Raw genomic sequence first — 17807 nt, 5'->3', positions numbered from 1 at the left:
CCATCGACGCCCCGACATGTCCTGACGGTACGTCAGTTCAACTCATCGGCGATGCGGGCGCAAGAGGGCGGGCGCTCCGCCCCTACGGCCCGCCACCCGCCACCCGCCGTCCGCCGTCCGCCGTCCGCCGCCGCGAAGCTTTACCGCGCACACCCATTCCTGACATGACGTCAGTTCAGTAATCTGACTATGCGTCAGCTACTGCTGAGCGCGGTAGGGCGCGCAGTCCACGAGAGCCGTCACACAGGAGCGGGCGTCTGCGATGCTTGGATCGACTCACGGCACCCTCACCACGCACTCCCGGCCGGCCCGCGTCGTGGCCTGCGGGGAGCACCCACCCCACACCGTCCACGGCATCAGCGACCCCGGCGCCGACGGTGCCGGCGGCCCGGGCACCGCGGCCGGCCCGGTCGTCGCCGACCAGGACGTCAGCGGTCGCCCGCTGCACGCGCCCGTACCGGACCTGGATCGTTTCTTCCGGCCCGAGTCGGTGGCGGTGATCGGCGCCTCGGACAGCGAGGGCCGGCCCAACACCGGCATCACCCGGCAGCTGATCGCCTGGGCGGAACGGGTCGGCGCCCGGCTCCACCCGGTCAACCCCGGACGCGAGCGGGTCTTCGGCCTGCCGTGTCACGCCGGTGTCGGCGAGCTGCCGGAGACCGTCGACCTCGCGGTGCTGCTGGTCGGCGACCCGCTGCCGGTCATCGGGCAACTGGCCGAGGCCAAGGTGAAGTTCGCGGTGGCCTTCGCCTCCGGCTTCGCCGAGACCGGCGAGGACGGCGCCGCCGCCCAGGCCCGGCTGGCCGACGCCGTCGCCCGCTCCGGCCTGCGGCTGCTCGGGCCCAACACCAACCTCAACGCCTTCGAGAACTTCCGCGACGACCTCGACGGCCCGGCCATCGCCCTGATCACCCAGTCGGGCCACCAGGGCCGGCCGGTCTTCACCCTCCAGGAGCTGGGCATCCGCCTGTCGCACTGGGCCCCGACCGGCAACGAGGCCGACCTGGAGACCGCCGACTTCCTCTCCTACTTCGCCTCCCGTCCCGAGGTCGGCGCGATCGCCGCCTATGTGGAAGGGCTCAAGGACGGCCGCAGCTTCCTGCTCGCCGCCGACCGCGCCGCCCGCAACAAGGTGCCGGTGGTCATCGTCAAGGTCGGCCGCACCGAGACCGGCGCCCGGACCGCCGCCTCGCACACCGGCAAGCTCACCGGCGCGGACGAGGTGGTGGACGCCGCGATGCGGCAGTACGGCGTGATCCGGGTGGACGGCCTCGACGAGCTCCAGGACACCGCGGCACTGCTGGCACGGGCCAGGAAACCCACCGCCGAGGGTGTCGCGGTCTATTCGATCTCCGGCGGCACCGGCGCGCACTTCGCCGACCTGGCGACCGCCGCGGGCCTGACCCTGCCCACCCTGTCCGACGCCAAACAGACCGAGCTCCACCAGTGGATACCGGGCTACCTCAACGTCGCCAACCCGATCGACAACGGCGGGCACCCGGTCGGCGACTGGCGCGGCCGCAAGATCATCGACGCGCTCCTCGCCGACCCGTCCGTCGGCGTCCTGATCTGCCCGATCACCGGCCCCTTCCCGCCCATGAGCGACAAACTGGCACAGGACCTCGTGGACGCGGCGGAGCAGTCGGACAAACTGGTGTGCGTCGTCTGGGGCTCGCCGGTCGGCACCGAGGACGCCTATCGCCACACCCTCCTCGGCTCCTCCCGGGTGGCGACCTTCCGCACCTTCGCCAACTGCATCACCGCCGTCCGCGCCTACCTGGACCACCACCGCTTCACCGCCCACTACCGCTCCCCCTTCGACGACGCCCCCCGCACGCTCTCGCCCTCCGCCCGCAAGGCCCAGGCCCTGCTGCGCCCCGGCCGGCAGCTCAGCGAGCACGCGGCGAAGCAGCTGCTGCGCGCCTACGGCATCCGCGTACCGCGGGAACAGCTGGTGACCAGCGCGGCGGCGGCCGTCCGAGCGGCGAGCCTGGTCGGCTATCCGGTGGTGCTGAAGGGCTCCGGCCCCGAGCTGGCCCACAAGACCGAACTCGGCCTCGTCAAGGTCGGACTGACCTCGGCCAGCCAGGTCCGCGACGCCTATCGGGAGCTGACCGAGATCGCGCGCTACGAGGATCTGCCGCTGGACGGCGTACTCGTCTGCCAGATGATCGAACGGGGCGTCGAGATGGTCGTCGGCGTCACCCCCGACCCGCTCTTCGGGCCGACCGTCACCGTCGGACTCGGCGGGGTGCTCGTGGAGGTCCTCCGGGACATCGTGGTGGGCGTGCCGCCCTTCGGGGAGGCGCACGCCCGCGCCATGCTCCGCGAGCTGCGCGGCCACGCCCTCCTGGAAGGCGTCCGCGGAATGCCGCCCGCGGACACCGACGCCCTGGTCGAGACCGTACTGCGGGTGCAGCGGATGGCCCTGGAACTCGACGGCGAACTGGCCGAGTTGGACATCAACCCGCTGGTCGTCCTGGAGCGCGGGCAGGGCGCGGTGGCACTGGACGCCCTGGCGATCTGCCACTGACCGCCGGCCACCGCGCCGGCTCCCCCGTCCGACCACTCCCCTGGAGCCGCTCCCCCATGACGTCCGCACCGTCGTCCCCCCGCCCTGCCGCCGGCGGCCCCTCCCGGCCCACCGGACCCGCCGGACCCGCCGAACTCACCGAACCCGCCGACTCCTTGATACTGCACGCCACTGACAACGGCGTCGCCCAGCTCACCCTCAACCGTCCCGACGCCCTCAACGCCCTCACCCGGGACATGCGCGAACGCCTCATCGACCTGCTCGCCGACGCCTCCGCCGACCCCGACGTGCGCGCCGTGCTGCTCACCGCGACCGGCAAGGGCTTCTGCTCCGGCGCCGACCTGCGCGGCGCGCCGGCCGCCGGCGACCGGGTCGCGGGCGATGTCGCGCGGATGATCCGCGGCGGCGCCCAGCGGTTCATCGCCGCCGTGCTGGACTGCGAGAAACCGGTGATCGCCGCCGTCAACGGCACCGCCGCCGGGATCGGCGCACACCTCGCGTTCGCCTGCGACCTGGTGCTGGCCGCCGAATCTGCCCGCTTCATCGAGGTGTTCGTACGCCGCGGCCTGGTACCGGACGGCGGCGGCGCCTATCTGCTGCCGCGACTCATCGGCCCGCAGCGCGCCAAGGAGCTGATGTTCTTCGGCGACGCCGTGCCGGCCACCGAGGCGGCGCGGCTGGGGCTGGTCAACCGGGTCGTCCCGGACGGGGAGTTGGCCAAGGCGTCCCGGGAGTGGGCCGAGCGCCTCGCCGCCGGCCCCACCCGCGCCCTCGCCCTCACCAAGGCGCTGGTCAACGCCTCCCTGGACGGCGACCGCGGCGCGGCCTTCGCGGCCGAGGCCACCGCCCAGGAGATCAACATGACGACGGCGGACGCCCAGGAAGGCGTCGCGTCCTTCGTGGCGCGCCGCCGGCCCACGTACCGGGGGAGGTGACCGGGGCGCCGCCGCCCCCCAGGGGCGCGCGCCGCCGCCTCCCGCCCGTTCACCACGGGCGGCTCATCCGCCCTCCGCCGGGCACTCCGGGACCTCCCGGGTATTACGGGTCCGCACCCCCGGCAGCCACCCCTGCGCGCCCTCCCCGGTGCGCACCCGGTACCACCGGCTGGAGGTGATCCCCGCTTCGTCCCGGATCAGTTGCCCGTCCGTCACCACGCAGCGGGCCGCCAGCACCTCCCCGTGCCAGACCCGCCCCGCGGTGTTCCCGCGGGCCGCGTACGGCCGGTGCGGGTCCTTGGCCAACCGCAGCGCGCACTCCAGGGTGTGCGGCGTCCGGCAGGCGGCCTCGCTGTTGTAGACCGTGAGCGGCACCGTCCGCGGCGGCCCGGCCGGTCTGACGTCCACCGCGCCCGGCCGCAGCAGCACCCACCAGACGCCCAGGACCACCACCGCCACCGCTGCCGCGACGCCCAGCACCACGGCATACGGGCGCCGTCGCGACAGCCAGACCACGGCGGCGCCGCCCCACGGCGCCAGGGCCGTCGCCCGGCCGTCCGCCGCGGGCTCCCTGACCCGCTCCCACAGGCCGCCGGGCGTCTCGATCTCCTCGTCGGCCGCCCGCAGCTTCGCCCGCAGCAGCGCCTCGGCCTCGCCGTGCCCGCCCGCGCCGTCCCGTGGCCCCGCGCCCACCGTGCCGCTCACCTCCCGGCCTGCCCGTGCTCCGATTCAACGAGGTACGCGCGCAGCCTGTCCAGGGCACGGGCCCGATGGCGGGCGGCGGTGCCGCGATGCACCTTCATGATCTTCGCGGCCTGGTCGATCGTGTACCCGTCCAGGTCCACCAGGATCACGATCCCCGCCTGCCGGTGCGACAGCCGGCCCAGCAGCCGCACCGCCTCCAACTCGGCATGCCGGCGCGCCATCCCGCCGTCCCACTCGCCGGATCCGCCGCCGGCCCCCGGCCCCGCGCCGGCCCCGGCCGCGTCCCACTCGTCCACTTCCTCCACCAGCACCTGCCGCCGCTCCTTGCGGTAGGCGTCCCGGGCGACGCTGAGGACGGCGGTGAAGGCGTAGGCATACGGCTCCGGGTGCGCCAGGAGGCGCTGGGGGCGGGCGGCGAGCTTGAGATACGCCTCGTGCACCACGTCCTCCGCCGACTGCCGGGTCCCGGCCAACATCACCGCCCGCCGGTAGAGCCGGGGCAGCAGCCCGCAGAAGAGCTCGTCGAACGCCGCCGACGCGGTGCCCCCGGGGCCCGGTGGCCCGGAGGAACCCGACCGGCCCGAGGGTGGGGACGGACTGACGGGCCCGCCGGATCGGGCCCCCTGGGAACCAGCGGCCGACCAGGAGGTCGGCGATGTCGCATCGGCCATGTACCGGAACACTCCCCCGTGCTTGGCTACGGCGCGGCCGAGGTGGAAGGTACCCGTGCGCTCGGCGACCAATCAGGAACGCGGCCCCAATCTCCCCCCAACCACCATGATCCGGCCCGGCCTTCCGGGCCAAACCACCCTTGCGAGTGGCTCCCGCCCCTTCCCATCTGACGCTCCATCAGATTCAATCGCCAGTATGATGGGACACGCCGGAATGGCGGCCACCGCCATCCGCTACCTCCGCTCCGTCGGGGCCCCCACCGCCGCCGCGCCGCCGGCCCCGCACGCCCGCTCCGTCGGCGCGCGCCCTCCATTGCGCGCCGTACGCGAAGACGAACGCGCCCCCTTGGATCCGGCTGAATTCCGCTCCGTCCTGGGCCACTTCGCCAGCGGCGTCACGATCATCACGGCCCCCGCGGAGACGGGCCCGGCGGGCTTCGCCTGCCAGTCCTTCGCCTCCCTCTCCCTGGACCCGCCGCTGGTGGCGTTCATGGTGGGCCGCACCTCGACGACCTGGCCGCGCCTGGCGCGGGCCGGCGTCTTCTGCGTCAACGTCCTCGGCGCCGCGCAGGGCGACCTGTGCCGCGCGTTCGCCGTCAGCGGCGCCGACAAGTTCGCCGGCGTCCGCCACACCCCGGCCCCGGTCACCGGCTCGCCCCGGCTCGCGGACGTCCCCGCCTGGATCGACTGCACGATCCACGCCGTCCACACCGGCGGCGACCACCTCATCGTCGTCGGCCGCGTCGAGGCCCTGGGCACCGACCCGACCGCCGCCGCCCACGGCCCGCTCCTCTTCCACCGGGGGGCGTTCGGGCGGTTCACCCCCTGAAGGAGCGCCCGCCGGGGCGGTTCGGGCGGGCCACGGGTCGCCCGAACCGCCCCGGCGGGCCGACGACGGCCTACTCCCCGAAGCGCAGGACCGCCCGCGCCACCCGCCCGTGGTGGGCGTCGTCCGCCGCCTTGGCGAAGTCCGCCACCCCGTACGTCGCGGTCACCAACTCGTCCAGCAGCAGCCGCCCTTCGCGGTACAGCCGGGCGTAGAGGGCGATGTCCCGTTGGGGGCGGGAGGAACCGTAGCGGCAACCGAGGACGGACTTGTCGAGATACAGCGAGGAGACGAGGAAGGACGCCTCGGCGGTGGCCGGCGGCACCCCGAGCAGCACCGCCTGGCCGTGCCGGTCCAGCAGGTCGATCGCCTGCCGGATCAGCCGGGTGCTGCCCACGCACTCGAAGGCGTGGTCGGCGCCGGTCGGCAGGATCTCCTTCACCGCCCTGACGGTGTCCAGCACCGCCGACGCGTCCACGAAGTGGGTGGCCCCGAACTGCCGCGCCGCCGCCTCCTTCGCGGGATTGGCGTCCACCGCCACGATCACCGACGCCCCCGCGATCCGCGCGCCCTGGAGCACGTTGAGGCCGATCCCGCCGGCCCCGATCACCACCACCGAGTCGCCGCGGTCCACCCGGGCGCGGTTCAGCACCGCGCCCACACCGGTCAGCACCCCGCACCCGATCAGCGCGGCCGAGGTCAGCGGGATCTCCTTCGGGATCTTGACCGCCTGCACCGCCTTGACGACCGTACGCTCCGCGAACGCCGAGTTCGAGGCGAAGTTGAACAGCTCCGTGCCACCGCGCCGGAACGGCTTCGCCGGCATCCCGATCGCCTTGCGGCACATCGTCGGCCGCCCCCGGTCGCACTCCGCGCACGCCCCGCAGTTGGCCAGCGTCGACAGCGCCACGTGGTCACCGGGCGCCACATGACCCACTCCCGCCCCGACGGCCTCGACCACCCCCGCGCCCTCGTGCCCCAGCACCACCGGCACCGGAAACGGAATCGTCCCGTCGATCACCGACAGGTCGCTGTGACACAACCCGGCCGCCCGGATCCCCACCAGCACCTCGCCCGGCCCCGGATCCCGCACCTGGAGATCGTCCACGACCCGGGCCTGCTCACCGTCGAATATGACGCCCTTCATTCCCGCTCCGCTCCGGGCATTCCCCGCTCCGCTCCGGGCATTCCCCGCTCCGCTCCGGGCATTCCCCGCTCCGCTCTGGGCAGGCCGAGCACCCGCTCGGCGATGATGTTGCGCTGGATCTCGTCCGAGCCGCCGTAGATCGTGTCGGCCCGGGTGAACAGGAAAAGTCTTTGCAGCGCGTCGAGTTCGTACGGCGCCCGTGGGGACCAGTCCACCGGCCCCACGGTCGCCGCCGCGCCCCGCACCCGCATCACCAGCTCCCCGAGTCGCTGGTGCCACCCGCCCCACAGCAGTTTCGCCACGCTCGGCGCTCCCTCGGTGCCTCCGGCGGCGCCCAGGGTCCGCAGCGCGTTCCACCGCATGACCTTCAACTCCGCCCACTGGCGCACGAGGTGCTCGCGCAGCACCGGATCGCGGACCGCGCCGCCACGGACTGCCGCGCCGACCACTTCGGCCAGCTCCCGCGCGAACCCGATCTGCTGGACGAGCGTCGACACCCCGCGCTCCAGGGCCAGCAGCCCCATCGCCACCCGCCAGCCGGCGCCCTCGCCGCCCACCACGTGGTCGGCCCGCGCCACCGCCCCGTCGAAGAACACCTCGTTGAACTCCGCGGTCCCCGACATCTGGCGGATCGGCCGCACCTCGATCCGCCCCGGCTGATCCATCGGCACCAGCAGGAACGACAGCCCCCGGTGCCGCCGCCCGGCCGGATCCGTCCGCGCCAGCACGAAGCACCAGTCGGCCTCCCCGGCCAGCGAGGTCCACACCTTCTGCCCGCTGATCCGGTACCCGGCCCCGTCCCGCACCGCCACCGTCCGCAGGCCGGCCAGGTCCGACCCGGCCTCCGGCTCGCTGTAGCCCTGGCACCACAGCTCCTCGCCGCGCGCCACGGCCGGCAGGAACCGCTTCCGCTGCGCCTGGTCCCCGTACGCGATCAGCGTCGGCGCCAGCAGGTTCTCCCCGATGTGCCCCACCCGTCCCGGCGCGCCGGCCCGCGCGTACTCCTCGGCCCACACCACCTGCTGCGTCAGCGACCCGGCCCGGTTCCCGTACTCCCCGTGCGCCCGGTCCCACCCCAGCCCGATCCAGCCCCCACCCCCCAACTCCCGCTCCCAGGCCCGCCGCACGCCCGCCCCCACGTGCTCGCTCCCGGGCCCGCCCCGCGCCCCCAGCGCGGCGAACTCCCCCACCAGGTGCCCCGCCAGCCAGTCCCGCGCCTCCGCCCGGAACGCCTCGTCCGCGCTCCCGAACCCGAACTCCACCTGAGCCCTCCCACTCGCACCAGCCGTCACGACCCCGAACCACCCACCCACCCACCCACGGGAGGGGACGGGGCTACCGAACAGCCCCGCGCGGCGGACCCGCGCCGCAGGCGCAACGGAGCACCCACGGCGGGACGGCCGACAACGCGGGAACAAGCCCGGCGCGGCTACCCGTTGGGCCGCTCCCCCGCCCGCGCGGCCCGCGCCATCTCCGTCAGCTGCGCCAGCATCGGCATGGGGTCCGTGCCGACCGGCCCGGCGATCACCTCCGCGACGCGCTCCGGCGTCCACCCGCCCTTGTCGGCGTAGACGGAGCGCAGCTCCCTCGGCTGGGCCCACACCGCGATCTTCGGCCCGGCCACGGTGTAGACCTGGCCGGTGACCCCGTCGGACCGGGCCCGTTCGCTCAGCAGGTAGACGACGAACGCCGCCACGTCCTCCGGTTCGCCGATCTCCTTCAGTTCCATCGGGACGTTGGCCGACATCCGCGTCCGGGCGACCGGTGCCACCGCGTTCGCGGTCACTCCGTACTTGTGCAGGCCCAGCGCCGCGCTGCGCACCAGCGAGATGATCCCGCCCTTGGCCGAGGCGTAGTTGGCCTGGGCGACGCTGCCCTGGTGATTGCCGCTGGTGAAGCCGATCAGTGTGCCGGACTTCTGCCTGCGCATCACCGCCGCGGCGGCCCGGAAGACCGTGAAGGTGCCCTTGAGGTGGGTGGCGACGACCGGGTCCCACTCCTCCTCGGACATGTTGAAGAGCATCCGCTCGCGCAGGATGCCGGCCACGCACACCACGCCGTCGATGCGCCCGTACTCGGCCAGCGCGGTGTCCACGATCCGCTGGCCGCCGGCCATCGTGGAGACGTCGTCGGCGACGGCCGTGGCGGTGCCGCCCGCCGCCTCGATCTCCTTGACCACCGCCTGTGCCACCTCGCTACGGGGCTCGCCGCCCTCGATGGAGACGCCGTAGTCGTTGACCACCACCTTCGCGCCCTCGGCGGCGGCCGCCAGGGCGACGGCCCGCCCGATGCCGCGGCCGGCCCCCGTGACGGCGACCACCTTGCCGGCCAAGAAGTTCCCCATGCCGCGCCCCTTCCCACGGTTTCTGACGGACCGTTAGATTTTTGAGCAGACGCGGTACGAGCACAAGACCCCGGACGCAACCCCGGACGCACGGTTCGCACCCGAGCCCGGACGACAGCGGCCGTCCCCGCCGGCCCCGCCCGTCACCCACCCCCCACCCCGAGGAGCACCCATGCCCCTGCCCCAGGAGTTCCACGACATCGCCCGGCGCGTGAACAACTGGGGACGCTGGGGCCCGGACGACGAGCTCGGCACCCTGAACCTGATCACCCCGGACGTGGTGCGCGCCGCCGCCGCGACCGTCCGCACCGGCCGCCGCGTCCCGCTGGCGCTGCCGCTCCGCCAGGACGGCGTGCAGACCGGCGCGATCCCGGGACGGGTCAATCCGCTGCACACCATGGTCGCGATCAACCACGAGATCTTCGGCCCGGGCACCGTCGCCACCTCCGACGACACCGTCACGATGGGGCTGCAGGCCGCCACCCACTGGGACGGCCTGACCCATGTCTCGCACTCCGGGCGGCTCTACAACGGGCGGCCCGCCGACACCGTCACCGCGCACCGCGGCGCCACCGCGCTGGGCATCGAGAAGGCCACCCCGATCCTCTCCCGCGGGGTGCTGCTGGACGTGGCCCGGGCCCGCGGCACCGACCGCCTGCCGGGCGGGCACGCGGTCACGCCGGAGGACCTGGAGGCCGCCGAGGAGTTGGCCGGGACGACGGTCCGGTCCGGCGACGTCGTCCTGGTGCGGACCGGGCAGTTGCGGCACTACCTGGCCGGCGACCGGGAGGCGTACGCGTTCCCCTCGCCCGGACTCTCGGTGCGCACCCCGGAGTGGTTCCACGCCCGCGAGGTCGCCGCGGTCGCCAACGACACCCTGACCTTCGAGATCTTCCCGCCGGAGGTCGAGGACCTGTGGATGCCGGTGCACGCCCTCCACCTGGTGGAGATGGGCATGCTCCAGGGCCAGAACTGGAATCTGGAGGAGCTGTCGGCGACCTGCGCACAGGAGGGCCGCTACGCCTTCCTGCTGTCCGCGGTGGCCGAGCCGTTCGTCGGCGGCACCGGCAGTCCGGTCGCGCCGGTGGCCGTCCTGTGAGGTCCGGCGCCGCACCCCCGGCGCGCGAGCGACCCCGGACCGGCCAGGCGGCGGCGCGCGCTGCGCGCCCCGAGCACGGCACCGCGGGCCGCCACCTGGCTCCGGGCCGCGATCCGCACTCGACAAGGCCACGGGTCGTCGACCCGGTACGACCTTGCCGTCCCCTCACGGCGCATCGCTTCCCCAAGAGTGATCACCAGGGAACGCCACGTCAACACCTGGTCTGGACTAATTCCGCGTCAGGCGAACCGATTCAGCGATTTACGACCGGTTTGTGGTGACGCTCGTTACGGCGCAAGCAGGGTCATATGCCCCCAGATCCGCACCGGCCGCCATCAGTAGCGGCTGCCCGCGGTCCACTTCGCACCAGATCCGCTTGCCGGCCCCCTCCCGCTGCCAGCCCCAGCGGTCCGCGAGGCCGTCGACCAGCTCCAGACCGCGGCCGTTGGTGTCCTCGCCGTCCGCGTGCCGGGGGCGCGGCGGGCGGGCGCTGACGTCCACCACCTCGACCCGTACGGTGCCCACCACGGCGCCCGTCCCGGAGAAGCACATCCGCAGCCGGGCCGCCGAACCGGTGTGCACCACCGCATTGGTGACCAGCTCGGAGATCAGCAGGATCAGCGTCTCGGCGAGCGGTTCGTCCGCCCCTATGCCCGACCCCGCGAGCCTCGACCTGGCCCACCGCCGGGCCCGCCCCACTTCCGCGGGGTCGGGCCGCACTTCCAACTGCACCTGAAGCACCTGCACCGCTCACACCATCCGAACCGGCGGAAACATCGCCTCGCGCCTCCACGGAGTCACGGTGCGTGACTCCGGCGAAGCACAGCATGGTTGACGTTCAGTCACCGCAACAACCGCTTCGGGCATATTCCAGCGCAAGGGAGTATGCGTGCGGCATACTGTGCGACGCACAGCGCGGGGAGTCGAACATGGGGGGTCATCGGGGCCTCGCCCGAGGCGAGCGGCGCGCAGTCGATGCCCCGGAGCCGTCCTTCCGACGGCACCGTGACATTTGCGCCACAGAACCACTCGCACCCCACGGAGCGTACCCGAGCACAGCGCCGACTCCCCCGTGTGACGAGTCACGCCTAGGACACAACCCGATATCGACCCTCCGTGACCACTTATGCGTGAGGGGCCCGACATTTCGCACACGGGTTGCCAGAGTCTGACATCGACGGCCCGGCCAGCACGCTCCGTACGCGTCCGCGGACGCGTAGCGCACCTCCTCACCTCACCAGCGCGTCCGCCAGGCGCTCCTCCGCCTCCCGCGCGCCGCCCCACCGCTCGGCCCGCAGCCAGGCCCGTTTGAGGTGCAGATGGACATCGGCCTCCCAGGTGAAGCCCATGCCGCCGTGCACCTGGAGGCAGTCCCGGGCATTGCGCACCGCGGCCTCGTCCGCCAACAGCTTGGCGCCCACGACGTCCAGGGCGTCCTCGGTCACCGCCGCCGCGTAGACCGCGGCCCGGGCCAGCTCGGCGCGGACCAGCATTCCGGCGCACAGGTGCTTGACGGCCTGGAAGGAGCCGATCGGCGCACCGAACTGGGTGCGCTGCCGGGCGTGCGCGACCGCCGTCTCGACCGTCCGGGCCGCACTGCCCAGCTGTTGGGCCGCGGTCAGCAGGGCCGCCTCGCGGCGCAGCCGGGGCACGTCCAGGCCGGGCTGCGGGACGGTGCACGCAGGGCCGGTGACGCGGGCGAGCGGGGTGAGGGGGTCCACGGAGGCGAAGGGGGCGCGGGCGACGTCGGCGGGCGCGCTCCGGTGCGCCCGGGCCGCGTGCGCCGGCGCGTCCCCGTCCAGGAAGATCAACGCGTCGCAGTCGGCCGGGTGTTCCCACAGCACCGGATCGGCCGCGCCGTCACACAGCGCGACGATCCGCTCACCGGTCGCCACCCCGTCCATCGCCCCGGCCAGCAGCTGCCCGGCCACCAGCGGGCCCGGCAGCAGCGCCCGGCCGGCCTCCTCGAAGACCAGGACGGCCTCCGGCAGCCCCAGCCCGACGCCGCCGTCCTCCTCCGGGAGCCGCAGGGCGAAGAAGCCGGCGTCGGCCAGCTCCCGCCACAGCCCGCGGTCCAGCGCCGGGGCGTCGACGGCGGCGCGCAACCGGTCCCGGTCGAAGCGGCCGGCGAGCAGTTCCCGGGTGCCGTCCCGCAACGCCCGCTGATCCGCGGTGAGTTGGAAGTCCACCGGTCGCTCACCGCCCCTTCGGCAGGCCGAGGATCCGCTCGGCGACGATGTTCCGCTGGATCTGCGAGGTGCCCGCGGCGATGGTGTACGCGAGGGCGGAGAGCCGGTCGGCGACCCACGGGTGGTCGGCGTCCAGCGCCCGTCCGCCGAGCACCTCGGCCGCCGCGTCGTAGAGCTCCTGGCGGGCGTGCGAGTAGCGCAGTTTGAAGACCGAGCCGCCGGCGCCGGGGACGCCGCCGGACCCCTGCGCCTCGCTGACGTTCCACTGGGTCAGCCGCCACAGCGCGGCGAACTCCGCGTTCAGCCGGCCCAGTCGGCGGCGCAGCACGGGGTCGTCCCAGCGGCCGTCGGCGCGGGCGGTGCGGGCGAGCTCGGCGAGCAGCCGGCGGCAGGCCACCACCTCGCCGACGAAGGCGGTGCCGCGCTCGAAGGAGAGCGTCACCATCGTCACCCGCCAGCCGTCGTCCTCGGCCCCGACGCGGTTCCCGACCGGTATCCGGACCTCGTCGAGGAACAGTTCGGCGAACTCCGCGGAGCCGGCCAGTGTGCGCAGCGGCCGGACGGTCACCCCGGGGGCGTCCATCGGCATCGCCAGCCAGCTGATGCCGCGGTGCCGGGGGGCCTCCGGGTCGGTGCGGACGAGCAGTTCGCACCAGTCGGCGACCTCGGCGTGCGAGGTCCAGATCTTGCTGCCGGTCACGACGTAGTCGTCGCCGTCCCGGACCGCCCGGGTGCGCAGCGCGGCCAGGTCGGAGCCGGCGTCCGGTTCGCTGAAGCCCTGGCACCAGATCTCCTCGCCGCGCAGGATCGGCGGCAGCCAGCGGGCGCGCTGGGCGGCGGTGCCCTCCGCGGCGATCGTCGGGCCGGCGTGCAGCAGCCCGACGAAGTTGGCGCCGACGTAGGGGGCGCCGGCCCGCTCGGTCTCCTCCAGGAAGATCAGGTGCTGGGTGGGGGTGGCCCCCTGTCCGCCGGCGTCGGCCGGCCAGTGCAGCCCGGCGTACCCGGCGTCGTGGAGCATCCGCTGCCAGGCCGCGTCGCGGGCCCGTCGGCCGGGCCAGTCGGTGGCGGCGGGCGGCGGCGGCAGCTCGGGCAGCACCTCGGCGAGCCAGCTGCGCAGCCGGGCCCGGAAGGCTTCCTCCTCTTCGGTGCAGGCGAGGTCCATCAGCGGTCCCGGTGCGCTGCCGGGAAGCGGGCCCCGCGGCGGGCGGCGGGTCCGCGCGCGGGGTCGTGGACGCCGGTGCCGCGCGGCGGCTTCGTCGGGTTCGCCATCGTTCCCCCTCGCCCGTGCCGGTCGCACCGCACCCGGATGCGCCGGGCACGCCAGATACCTGATGACCCGTCAGATTCCAGGCTAGCCGGGGACTCTCTGGACCGACAAGGCGCCGACCCCTAATCTCGGAGCCTCATCTGACACATCGTCAGCAGATGGAGCGGAGGGGATCCGCATGACCGGCAGCACCCTGTGGGACCTCGTCGTCTGGCGGGCCGCCCGGACGCCCGACGCCACCGCCCTCGTCCAGGGCGCGGAAAGCCCCCGGGACGAGCGCCGGATCAGCTTCGGGGAGCTGCGCGAGCGCGCCGAACGGGTCGCCGCCGGGCTGTCCGCGCGCGGCGTCCGCCCCGGCAGCCGGGTGGTCTGGCAACTTCCCACCCGGATCGAAACGGTGCTGGTCAGCCTGGCCCTGGCGCGGCTCGGCGCGGTGCAGAGCCCGGTCCTGCCGCTCTACCGCGAGCACGAGTTGGGCCAGGTGCTGCGCCGCACCCGCGCCGGCTTCGTCGTCGTGCCCGGCGTCCGGCGCGGCGTCGACCACACCGCGATGGCGCGCCGCCTGGCCGCGGAGCTGCCCGCCCCGCCGACCGTCGTCGAGGCGTACGACACCCTGCCGGACGGCGACCCGGCCACCCTCCCCGCACCGCCCACCGACCCCGACGAACCCCGCTGGATCTACTGGACCTCGGGGACCACGGCCGCCCCGCGCGGCGTCCTGCACACCGACCGCAGCCTGCGCACCGCCGGCGGCTGGCTGGCCGCCGCGCTGCGCCTGGGACCGGACGACGTCGGCTCGATGGCCTTCCCCTACGCCCATGTCGCCGGACCCGACTACACCGTCATGCTGCTCGTCCACGGCATCCCCGCCGTCCTGCTGGAGCACTTCGCGCTGCCCGGCGCGCTCGCCCCCTACCGCCGCCACCGGGTCACCCTGGCCGGCGGATCCACCGCCTTCTACTCCCTCTTCCTCGCCGCCCAGCGCGCCCTCCCGCCGGGCCGCCGACTGCTGCCGTCGCTGCGGCTGCTCGCCGGGGGCGGCGCGCCCAGACCGCCCGCGCTGTACCACGAGGTGGTGGCCGAACTGGGCTGCCAACTCACCCACGGCTACGCCCTCACCGAGGCCCCGATGGTCACCATGGGCGATCCGCACGACAGCGCCGACCTGCTGGCCACCACCGACGGCCGGCCGCCGGCCGGGATGGAGGTCCGGATCGCGCCGGAGAGCGGGGAGATCCTGCTGCGCGGCCCGGCCGTCTGCCGCGGCTACCTGGACGAACCGGCCCCGTTCGACGCCGACGGCTTCCTGCGCACCGGCGACCTCGGCCGCCTCACCCCCACCGGCCACCTCGTCATCACCGGCCGCCTCAAGGACATCATCATCCGCAAGGGCGAGAACATCTCGGCCCGGGAGATAGAGGACCTCCTCTACCGCCATCCGGACATCGCGGACGCCGCGGTCGTCGGACTGCCGGACCCCGAGCGCGGGGAGCTGGTCTGCGCGGTGGTCGAACAGCCGCCGGGCGCGGACGCGTTGACGCTCGACGCGGTCACCGCGCGGCTGCTCGCCCAGGGGCTCGCCCGCCACAAGCTGCCGGAGCGGCTGGAGGTGCTGCCCGCCCTGCCGCGCGGGGCGACCCTGCGCAAGGTGCTCAAACAGGAGCTGCGGGAGCGGTTCGGGGGCGACGGCGCAGGTGCGTGACACGGCCGGGGACGGGCGCCGGGCGGGGCGCCCGTCCGGCGGACGGGGCTAGCCGGGCCGGTACGAGCTGCTGGCCTGGGCGTACAGGCGGTCCACCTCGGTGCGGCCGGTGTCCGGGCCGATGACCAGGACGCAGTGGTAACGGCCGTCGCGGATCATCGCGAGGTTGCGGGCGTAGACCTGGCGACCGCTGCCGTCCTTCCAGGTGAAGGCGCCCTCGGCCATCGCCGTCTGCCCGACGTCTATCCGTCGCAGCCCGGAGACCGACGACCAGCCGGAGGCGCGGAACGCCGCCAACTCGGGCTCCTTGTCCTGCTGGTAGGCCATCGGATCGGGGCCGAACCGCGCGGTGGTGTCGCGGCCGGGCACCACCAGCAGCTCGTAGTCGCCGCCCGTGTAGCGCACCTGACCGCGGTCCGCCCCGGCGCCGCGCTGCCAGCCCTCGCGCACCGCGATCCGGAAGCCCGCGGGGTCGGTGCGCAGGGCGAAGCCGGCCGCGACGCCCCCGGAGGCGGTGGTCTGCGGCGCACCGGTGCCCGGCGCGCGCCCGGTGCCCTTGCCGTCGTCGCCGTCCCGGCCGGGCGAGGCGGCCGGGCTGCTGCCGGGCGTCACGCCCGAGGTGCCCGAGAGGCCCCCGCCCGACGGCCCGCCCGCCGCGTCCGCCCCGGACTTCGGCAGGAACATCACGGCGTAGGCGATCCCGGCGACCATCAGCAGCAGGATCACGGTGAGCAGCACCCGGCCCAGGCTGCGCGGCCCGCGACCGGCCCGCGGGCGCGGCGGCACGGGCCCCACCCCGACGTGCCCCAACAGCTCCGACGGCTCCTGCCCGGCACCGGACGGACGCCCGGCGGAGCGCGCGGGCCTGGCCGGCCGGAACGCCGCGGGCTCGGCCGAGCGCGGCGGATGCGCGCCCGCCGCCCGGCCCGCGGGCGCGGACCGCGGACGGGCGCGGAGCTTCTTCGGCCGCCCCCGACGGACCAGTTCGCCCCGCCGGCGGAGGATCGGCAGCCGCCGCGGATCGGCCGGCCCCGTGAGCGCGGGCAGGGCCACCGTCCGGCGGCCCAGATCCGGCTCCGGCGCCGTCCGCACCAGCGCCCGCAGCCGGTCGCGCAGTTCCTCGGCCGCCGGCCGCCCGGCCGGGTCCCGGCACAGCAGCGCCGCGACGACGGGCCGCAGCGCCCCGCCCTCCACGGCCTCGGCGGGCGGCTGCGCCCGCACCCACCGCACCAACTCCGCGGCGCTCTCCTCCGGATACGGCGGATGGCCCTGCACCGCACGGAACAGCAGCGCGCCCACCGCCCACAGATCCACCGCCGGCCCCATCGGCGCCGCGCTCCCGTCCGCCGGCCCGGCCTGCTCCGGCGCCCAGCGCTCGGTGACCGCGCCGACCACCTGGAGTCGCGCCTGCCGGGCCCGCTCGGCGGCGAGCCTGGTCGGCCCCGCGCCACCGGGCACCCGGCCCACCACCTCCGCGGCGCCGCCGGCGCCCGCCTTGACCAACGAGACCGCCGCGGCCGGCTCCTCGGGCACCGGGTCGTACCCGCACAGCGCCTCCTGGGCCGCGCCCACCGCCAGCCCCGTCAGGATCGCCCGGCCGTCGTCGCAGACCAGGACCGTGCGGGCGGTGATGTTGCGGTGCAGCCAGCCGTGCGCGTGCAGGGCGCGCAGGGCGGTGAGCAGATCGACGGCGATCTCCGCGGCGCGGTGCGGGCTCAGCGCCCGCGCGGCGAGCAGCGCGGACAGCGGGCGGGCGGGGAGGAGTTCGCCGACGATCCACAGGCTGCCGTCCTGCGCGAAGACGTCGAAGACCTGGTCGAGCAGCGGGTGGTCGGGCAGTTGGGCGGCGGCCGTCGCGGCCTGGAGGGCGTGGTGGACGACCGGGTCCCGGGGGCTGCGGTCGGCGCCCTGGGCGGCCCCCCGGCCGCGGACCGCCGCCGTCCGGCCGCCGCCGGCGAAACCATCCTGCGTACGCCCGTGCGCCGGATATCCGTCCGCGCCGGCACCGGCCGGCACCCCGGATCCGTCCGCCGCCAGCAGCTCCGCGTCCACCACCTCCGGCAGCGGCACCTGACGGATCAGCACTTCCTGCCCGCTGTAGGTGTCGAAGGCCCGGGTCTCGCCGAACTGGTCGGGGCCGGAGGCGTCGTAGGGGGCGTCCGCGGCGGCGCCGGGGGCGTCGCCGAACGGCCGCGCCGGCAGGCGGTAGCGCTCGGCGAGCACTCTCCCCGCGTACTCGTCCACGACGCGCCTCCCCTCAGCGTGCGCCGCGCCCGCCCGGGGCGGATGCGTACGACTGTGGACTTCTCACGATACGGGGCAGCACCGACAGTTGAGCCCGTCGGACCGCGACGCGCGCCGTGTCCGTCCGCGGCGGCCGGGGAGCGGG

At 74.9% G+C, this 17807-nt stretch carries 14 protein-coding genes; 5 read left to right on the top strand and 9 right to left on the bottom strand.

What is annotated here, in order from left to right; all coding sequences use genetic code 11:
* Positions 1–262 precede the first annotated feature (262 nt).
* Together SNOUR_RS22700 and SNOUR_RS22695 are read left to right on the top strand one after the other, a co-directional pair.
* Entirely contained in the window at positions 263–2533 is a 2271-nt protein-coding gene (locus tag SNOUR_RS22700) for an acetate--CoA ligase family protein (RefSeq protein WP_067350111.1), read from the top strand.
* 56 nt (positions 2534–2589) lie between these two features.
* Positions 2590–3468, top strand: coding sequence for an enoyl-CoA hydratase/isomerase family protein (locus SNOUR_RS22695; protein WP_079142827.1), 879 nt, complete (start codon positions 2590–2592; stop codon positions 3466–3468).
* Positions 3469–3531: 63 nt separating this feature from the next.
* Here SNOUR_RS22695 and SNOUR_RS22690 read toward each other — a convergent pair whose 3' ends face one another.
* The gene (locus tag SNOUR_RS22690; protein ID WP_067350108.1) at positions 3532–4173 is read right to left on the bottom strand and encodes a hypothetical protein; all 642 of its coding nucleotides are present in this window, start codon (positions 4171–4173) and stop codon (positions 3532–3534) included.
* Positions 4170–4844, bottom strand: a complete 675-nt coding sequence (locus SNOUR_RS22685; RefSeq protein WP_079143513.1) for an RNA polymerase sigma factor — start codon at positions 4842–4844, stop codon at positions 4170–4172. Before SNOUR_RS22685 ends, SNOUR_RS22690 begins: the two co-directional genes overlap by 4 nt.
* A gap of 196 nt (positions 4845–5040) precedes the next feature.
* Here SNOUR_RS22685 and SNOUR_RS22680 point away from each other — a divergent pair, with 196 nt between their 5' ends.
* Complete coding sequence (locus tag SNOUR_RS22680; RefSeq protein WP_376738536.1) at positions 5041–5673, top strand: flavin reductase family protein; 633 nt, start codon at positions 5041–5043, stop codon at positions 5671–5673.
* 70 nt (positions 5674–5743) lie between these two features.
* Here the strand turns inward: SNOUR_RS22680 and SNOUR_RS22675 are convergent, their stop codons facing one another.
* The 3 genes from SNOUR_RS22675 to SNOUR_RS22665 all read right to left on the bottom strand — a co-directional run bounded on the left by SNOUR_RS22675 (position 5744) and on the right by SNOUR_RS22665 (position 9161).
* Entirely contained in the window at positions 5744–6817 is a 1074-nt protein-coding gene (locus SNOUR_RS22675) for a Zn-dependent alcohol dehydrogenase (RefSeq protein WP_067350103.1), read from the bottom strand.
* Positions 6814–8079, bottom strand: coding sequence for an acyl-CoA dehydrogenase family protein (locus SNOUR_RS22670; protein ID WP_079142826.1), 1266 nt, complete (start codon positions 8077–8079; stop codon positions 6814–6816). The genes SNOUR_RS22675 and SNOUR_RS22670 overlap by 4 nt, the downstream gene beginning before the upstream one ends.
* Positions 8080–8246: 167 nt before the next feature.
* The gene (locus tag SNOUR_RS22665) at positions 8247–9161 is read right to left on the bottom strand and encodes an SDR family NAD(P)-dependent oxidoreductase (protein ID WP_067350100.1); all 915 of its coding nucleotides are present in this window, start codon (positions 9159–9161) and stop codon (positions 8247–8249) included.
* A gap of 172 nt (positions 9162–9333) precedes the next feature.
* Between SNOUR_RS22665 and SNOUR_RS22660 the strand changes: the two genes are divergently transcribed.
* Positions 9334–10260: a cyclase family protein gene (locus tag SNOUR_RS22660; RefSeq protein ID WP_067350098.1), complete on the top strand. Its 927-nt coding sequence runs from the start codon at positions 9334–9336 to the stop codon at positions 10258–10260.
* Positions 10261–10521: 261 nt separating this feature from the next.
* On the opposite strand, the gene SNOUR_RS22655 is transcribed toward SNOUR_RS22660, so the two are convergent.
* From SNOUR_RS22655 to SNOUR_RS22645, 3 genes are all read right to left on the bottom strand, one after another.
* Complete coding sequence (locus SNOUR_RS22655) at positions 10522–11007, bottom strand: ATP-binding protein (RefSeq protein ID WP_067350095.1); 486 nt, start codon at positions 11005–11007, stop codon at positions 10522–10524.
* A gap of 482 nt (positions 11008–11489) precedes the next feature.
* The gene (locus SNOUR_RS22650) at positions 11490–12449 is read right to left on the bottom strand and encodes an acyl-CoA dehydrogenase family protein (protein ID WP_067350092.1); all 960 of its coding nucleotides are present in this window, start codon (positions 12447–12449) and stop codon (positions 11490–11492) included.
* A 7-nt stretch (positions 12450–12456) separates the two neighbouring features.
* Positions 12457–13611 (bottom strand): acyl-CoA dehydrogenase family protein, encoded by a 1155-nt coding sequence (locus SNOUR_RS22645; protein ID WP_067350089.1) that lies wholly within the window; start codon positions 13609–13611, stop codon positions 12457–12459.
* A 283-nt stretch (positions 13612–13894) separates the two neighbouring features.
* On the opposite strand from SNOUR_RS22645, the gene SNOUR_RS22640 reads away from it, so the two are divergent.
* A complete protein-coding gene (locus SNOUR_RS22640; RefSeq protein WP_067350086.1) occupies positions 13895–15418 on the top strand; it encodes a class I adenylate-forming enzyme family protein in 1524 nt (507 codons plus the stop codon).
* Between the two features lie 48 nt (positions 15419–15466).
* On the opposite strand, the gene SNOUR_RS22635 is transcribed toward SNOUR_RS22640, so the two are convergent.
* Positions 15467–17662: a serine/threonine kinase C-terminal domain-containing protein gene (locus tag SNOUR_RS22635; RefSeq protein WP_067350083.1), complete on the bottom strand. Its 2196-nt coding sequence runs from the start codon at positions 17660–17662 to the stop codon at positions 15467–15469.
* Positions 17663–17807 lie beyond the last annotated feature (145 nt).

This window comes from Streptomyces noursei ATCC 11455 (genome assembly GCF_001704275.1).
Lineage (GTDB): Bacteria > Actinomycetota > Actinomycetes > Streptomycetales > Streptomycetaceae > Streptomyces > Streptomyces noursei.
Note: the sequence above shows the minus strand (reverse complement) of the source record. Positions and strands in the feature narration are given on the sequence as shown.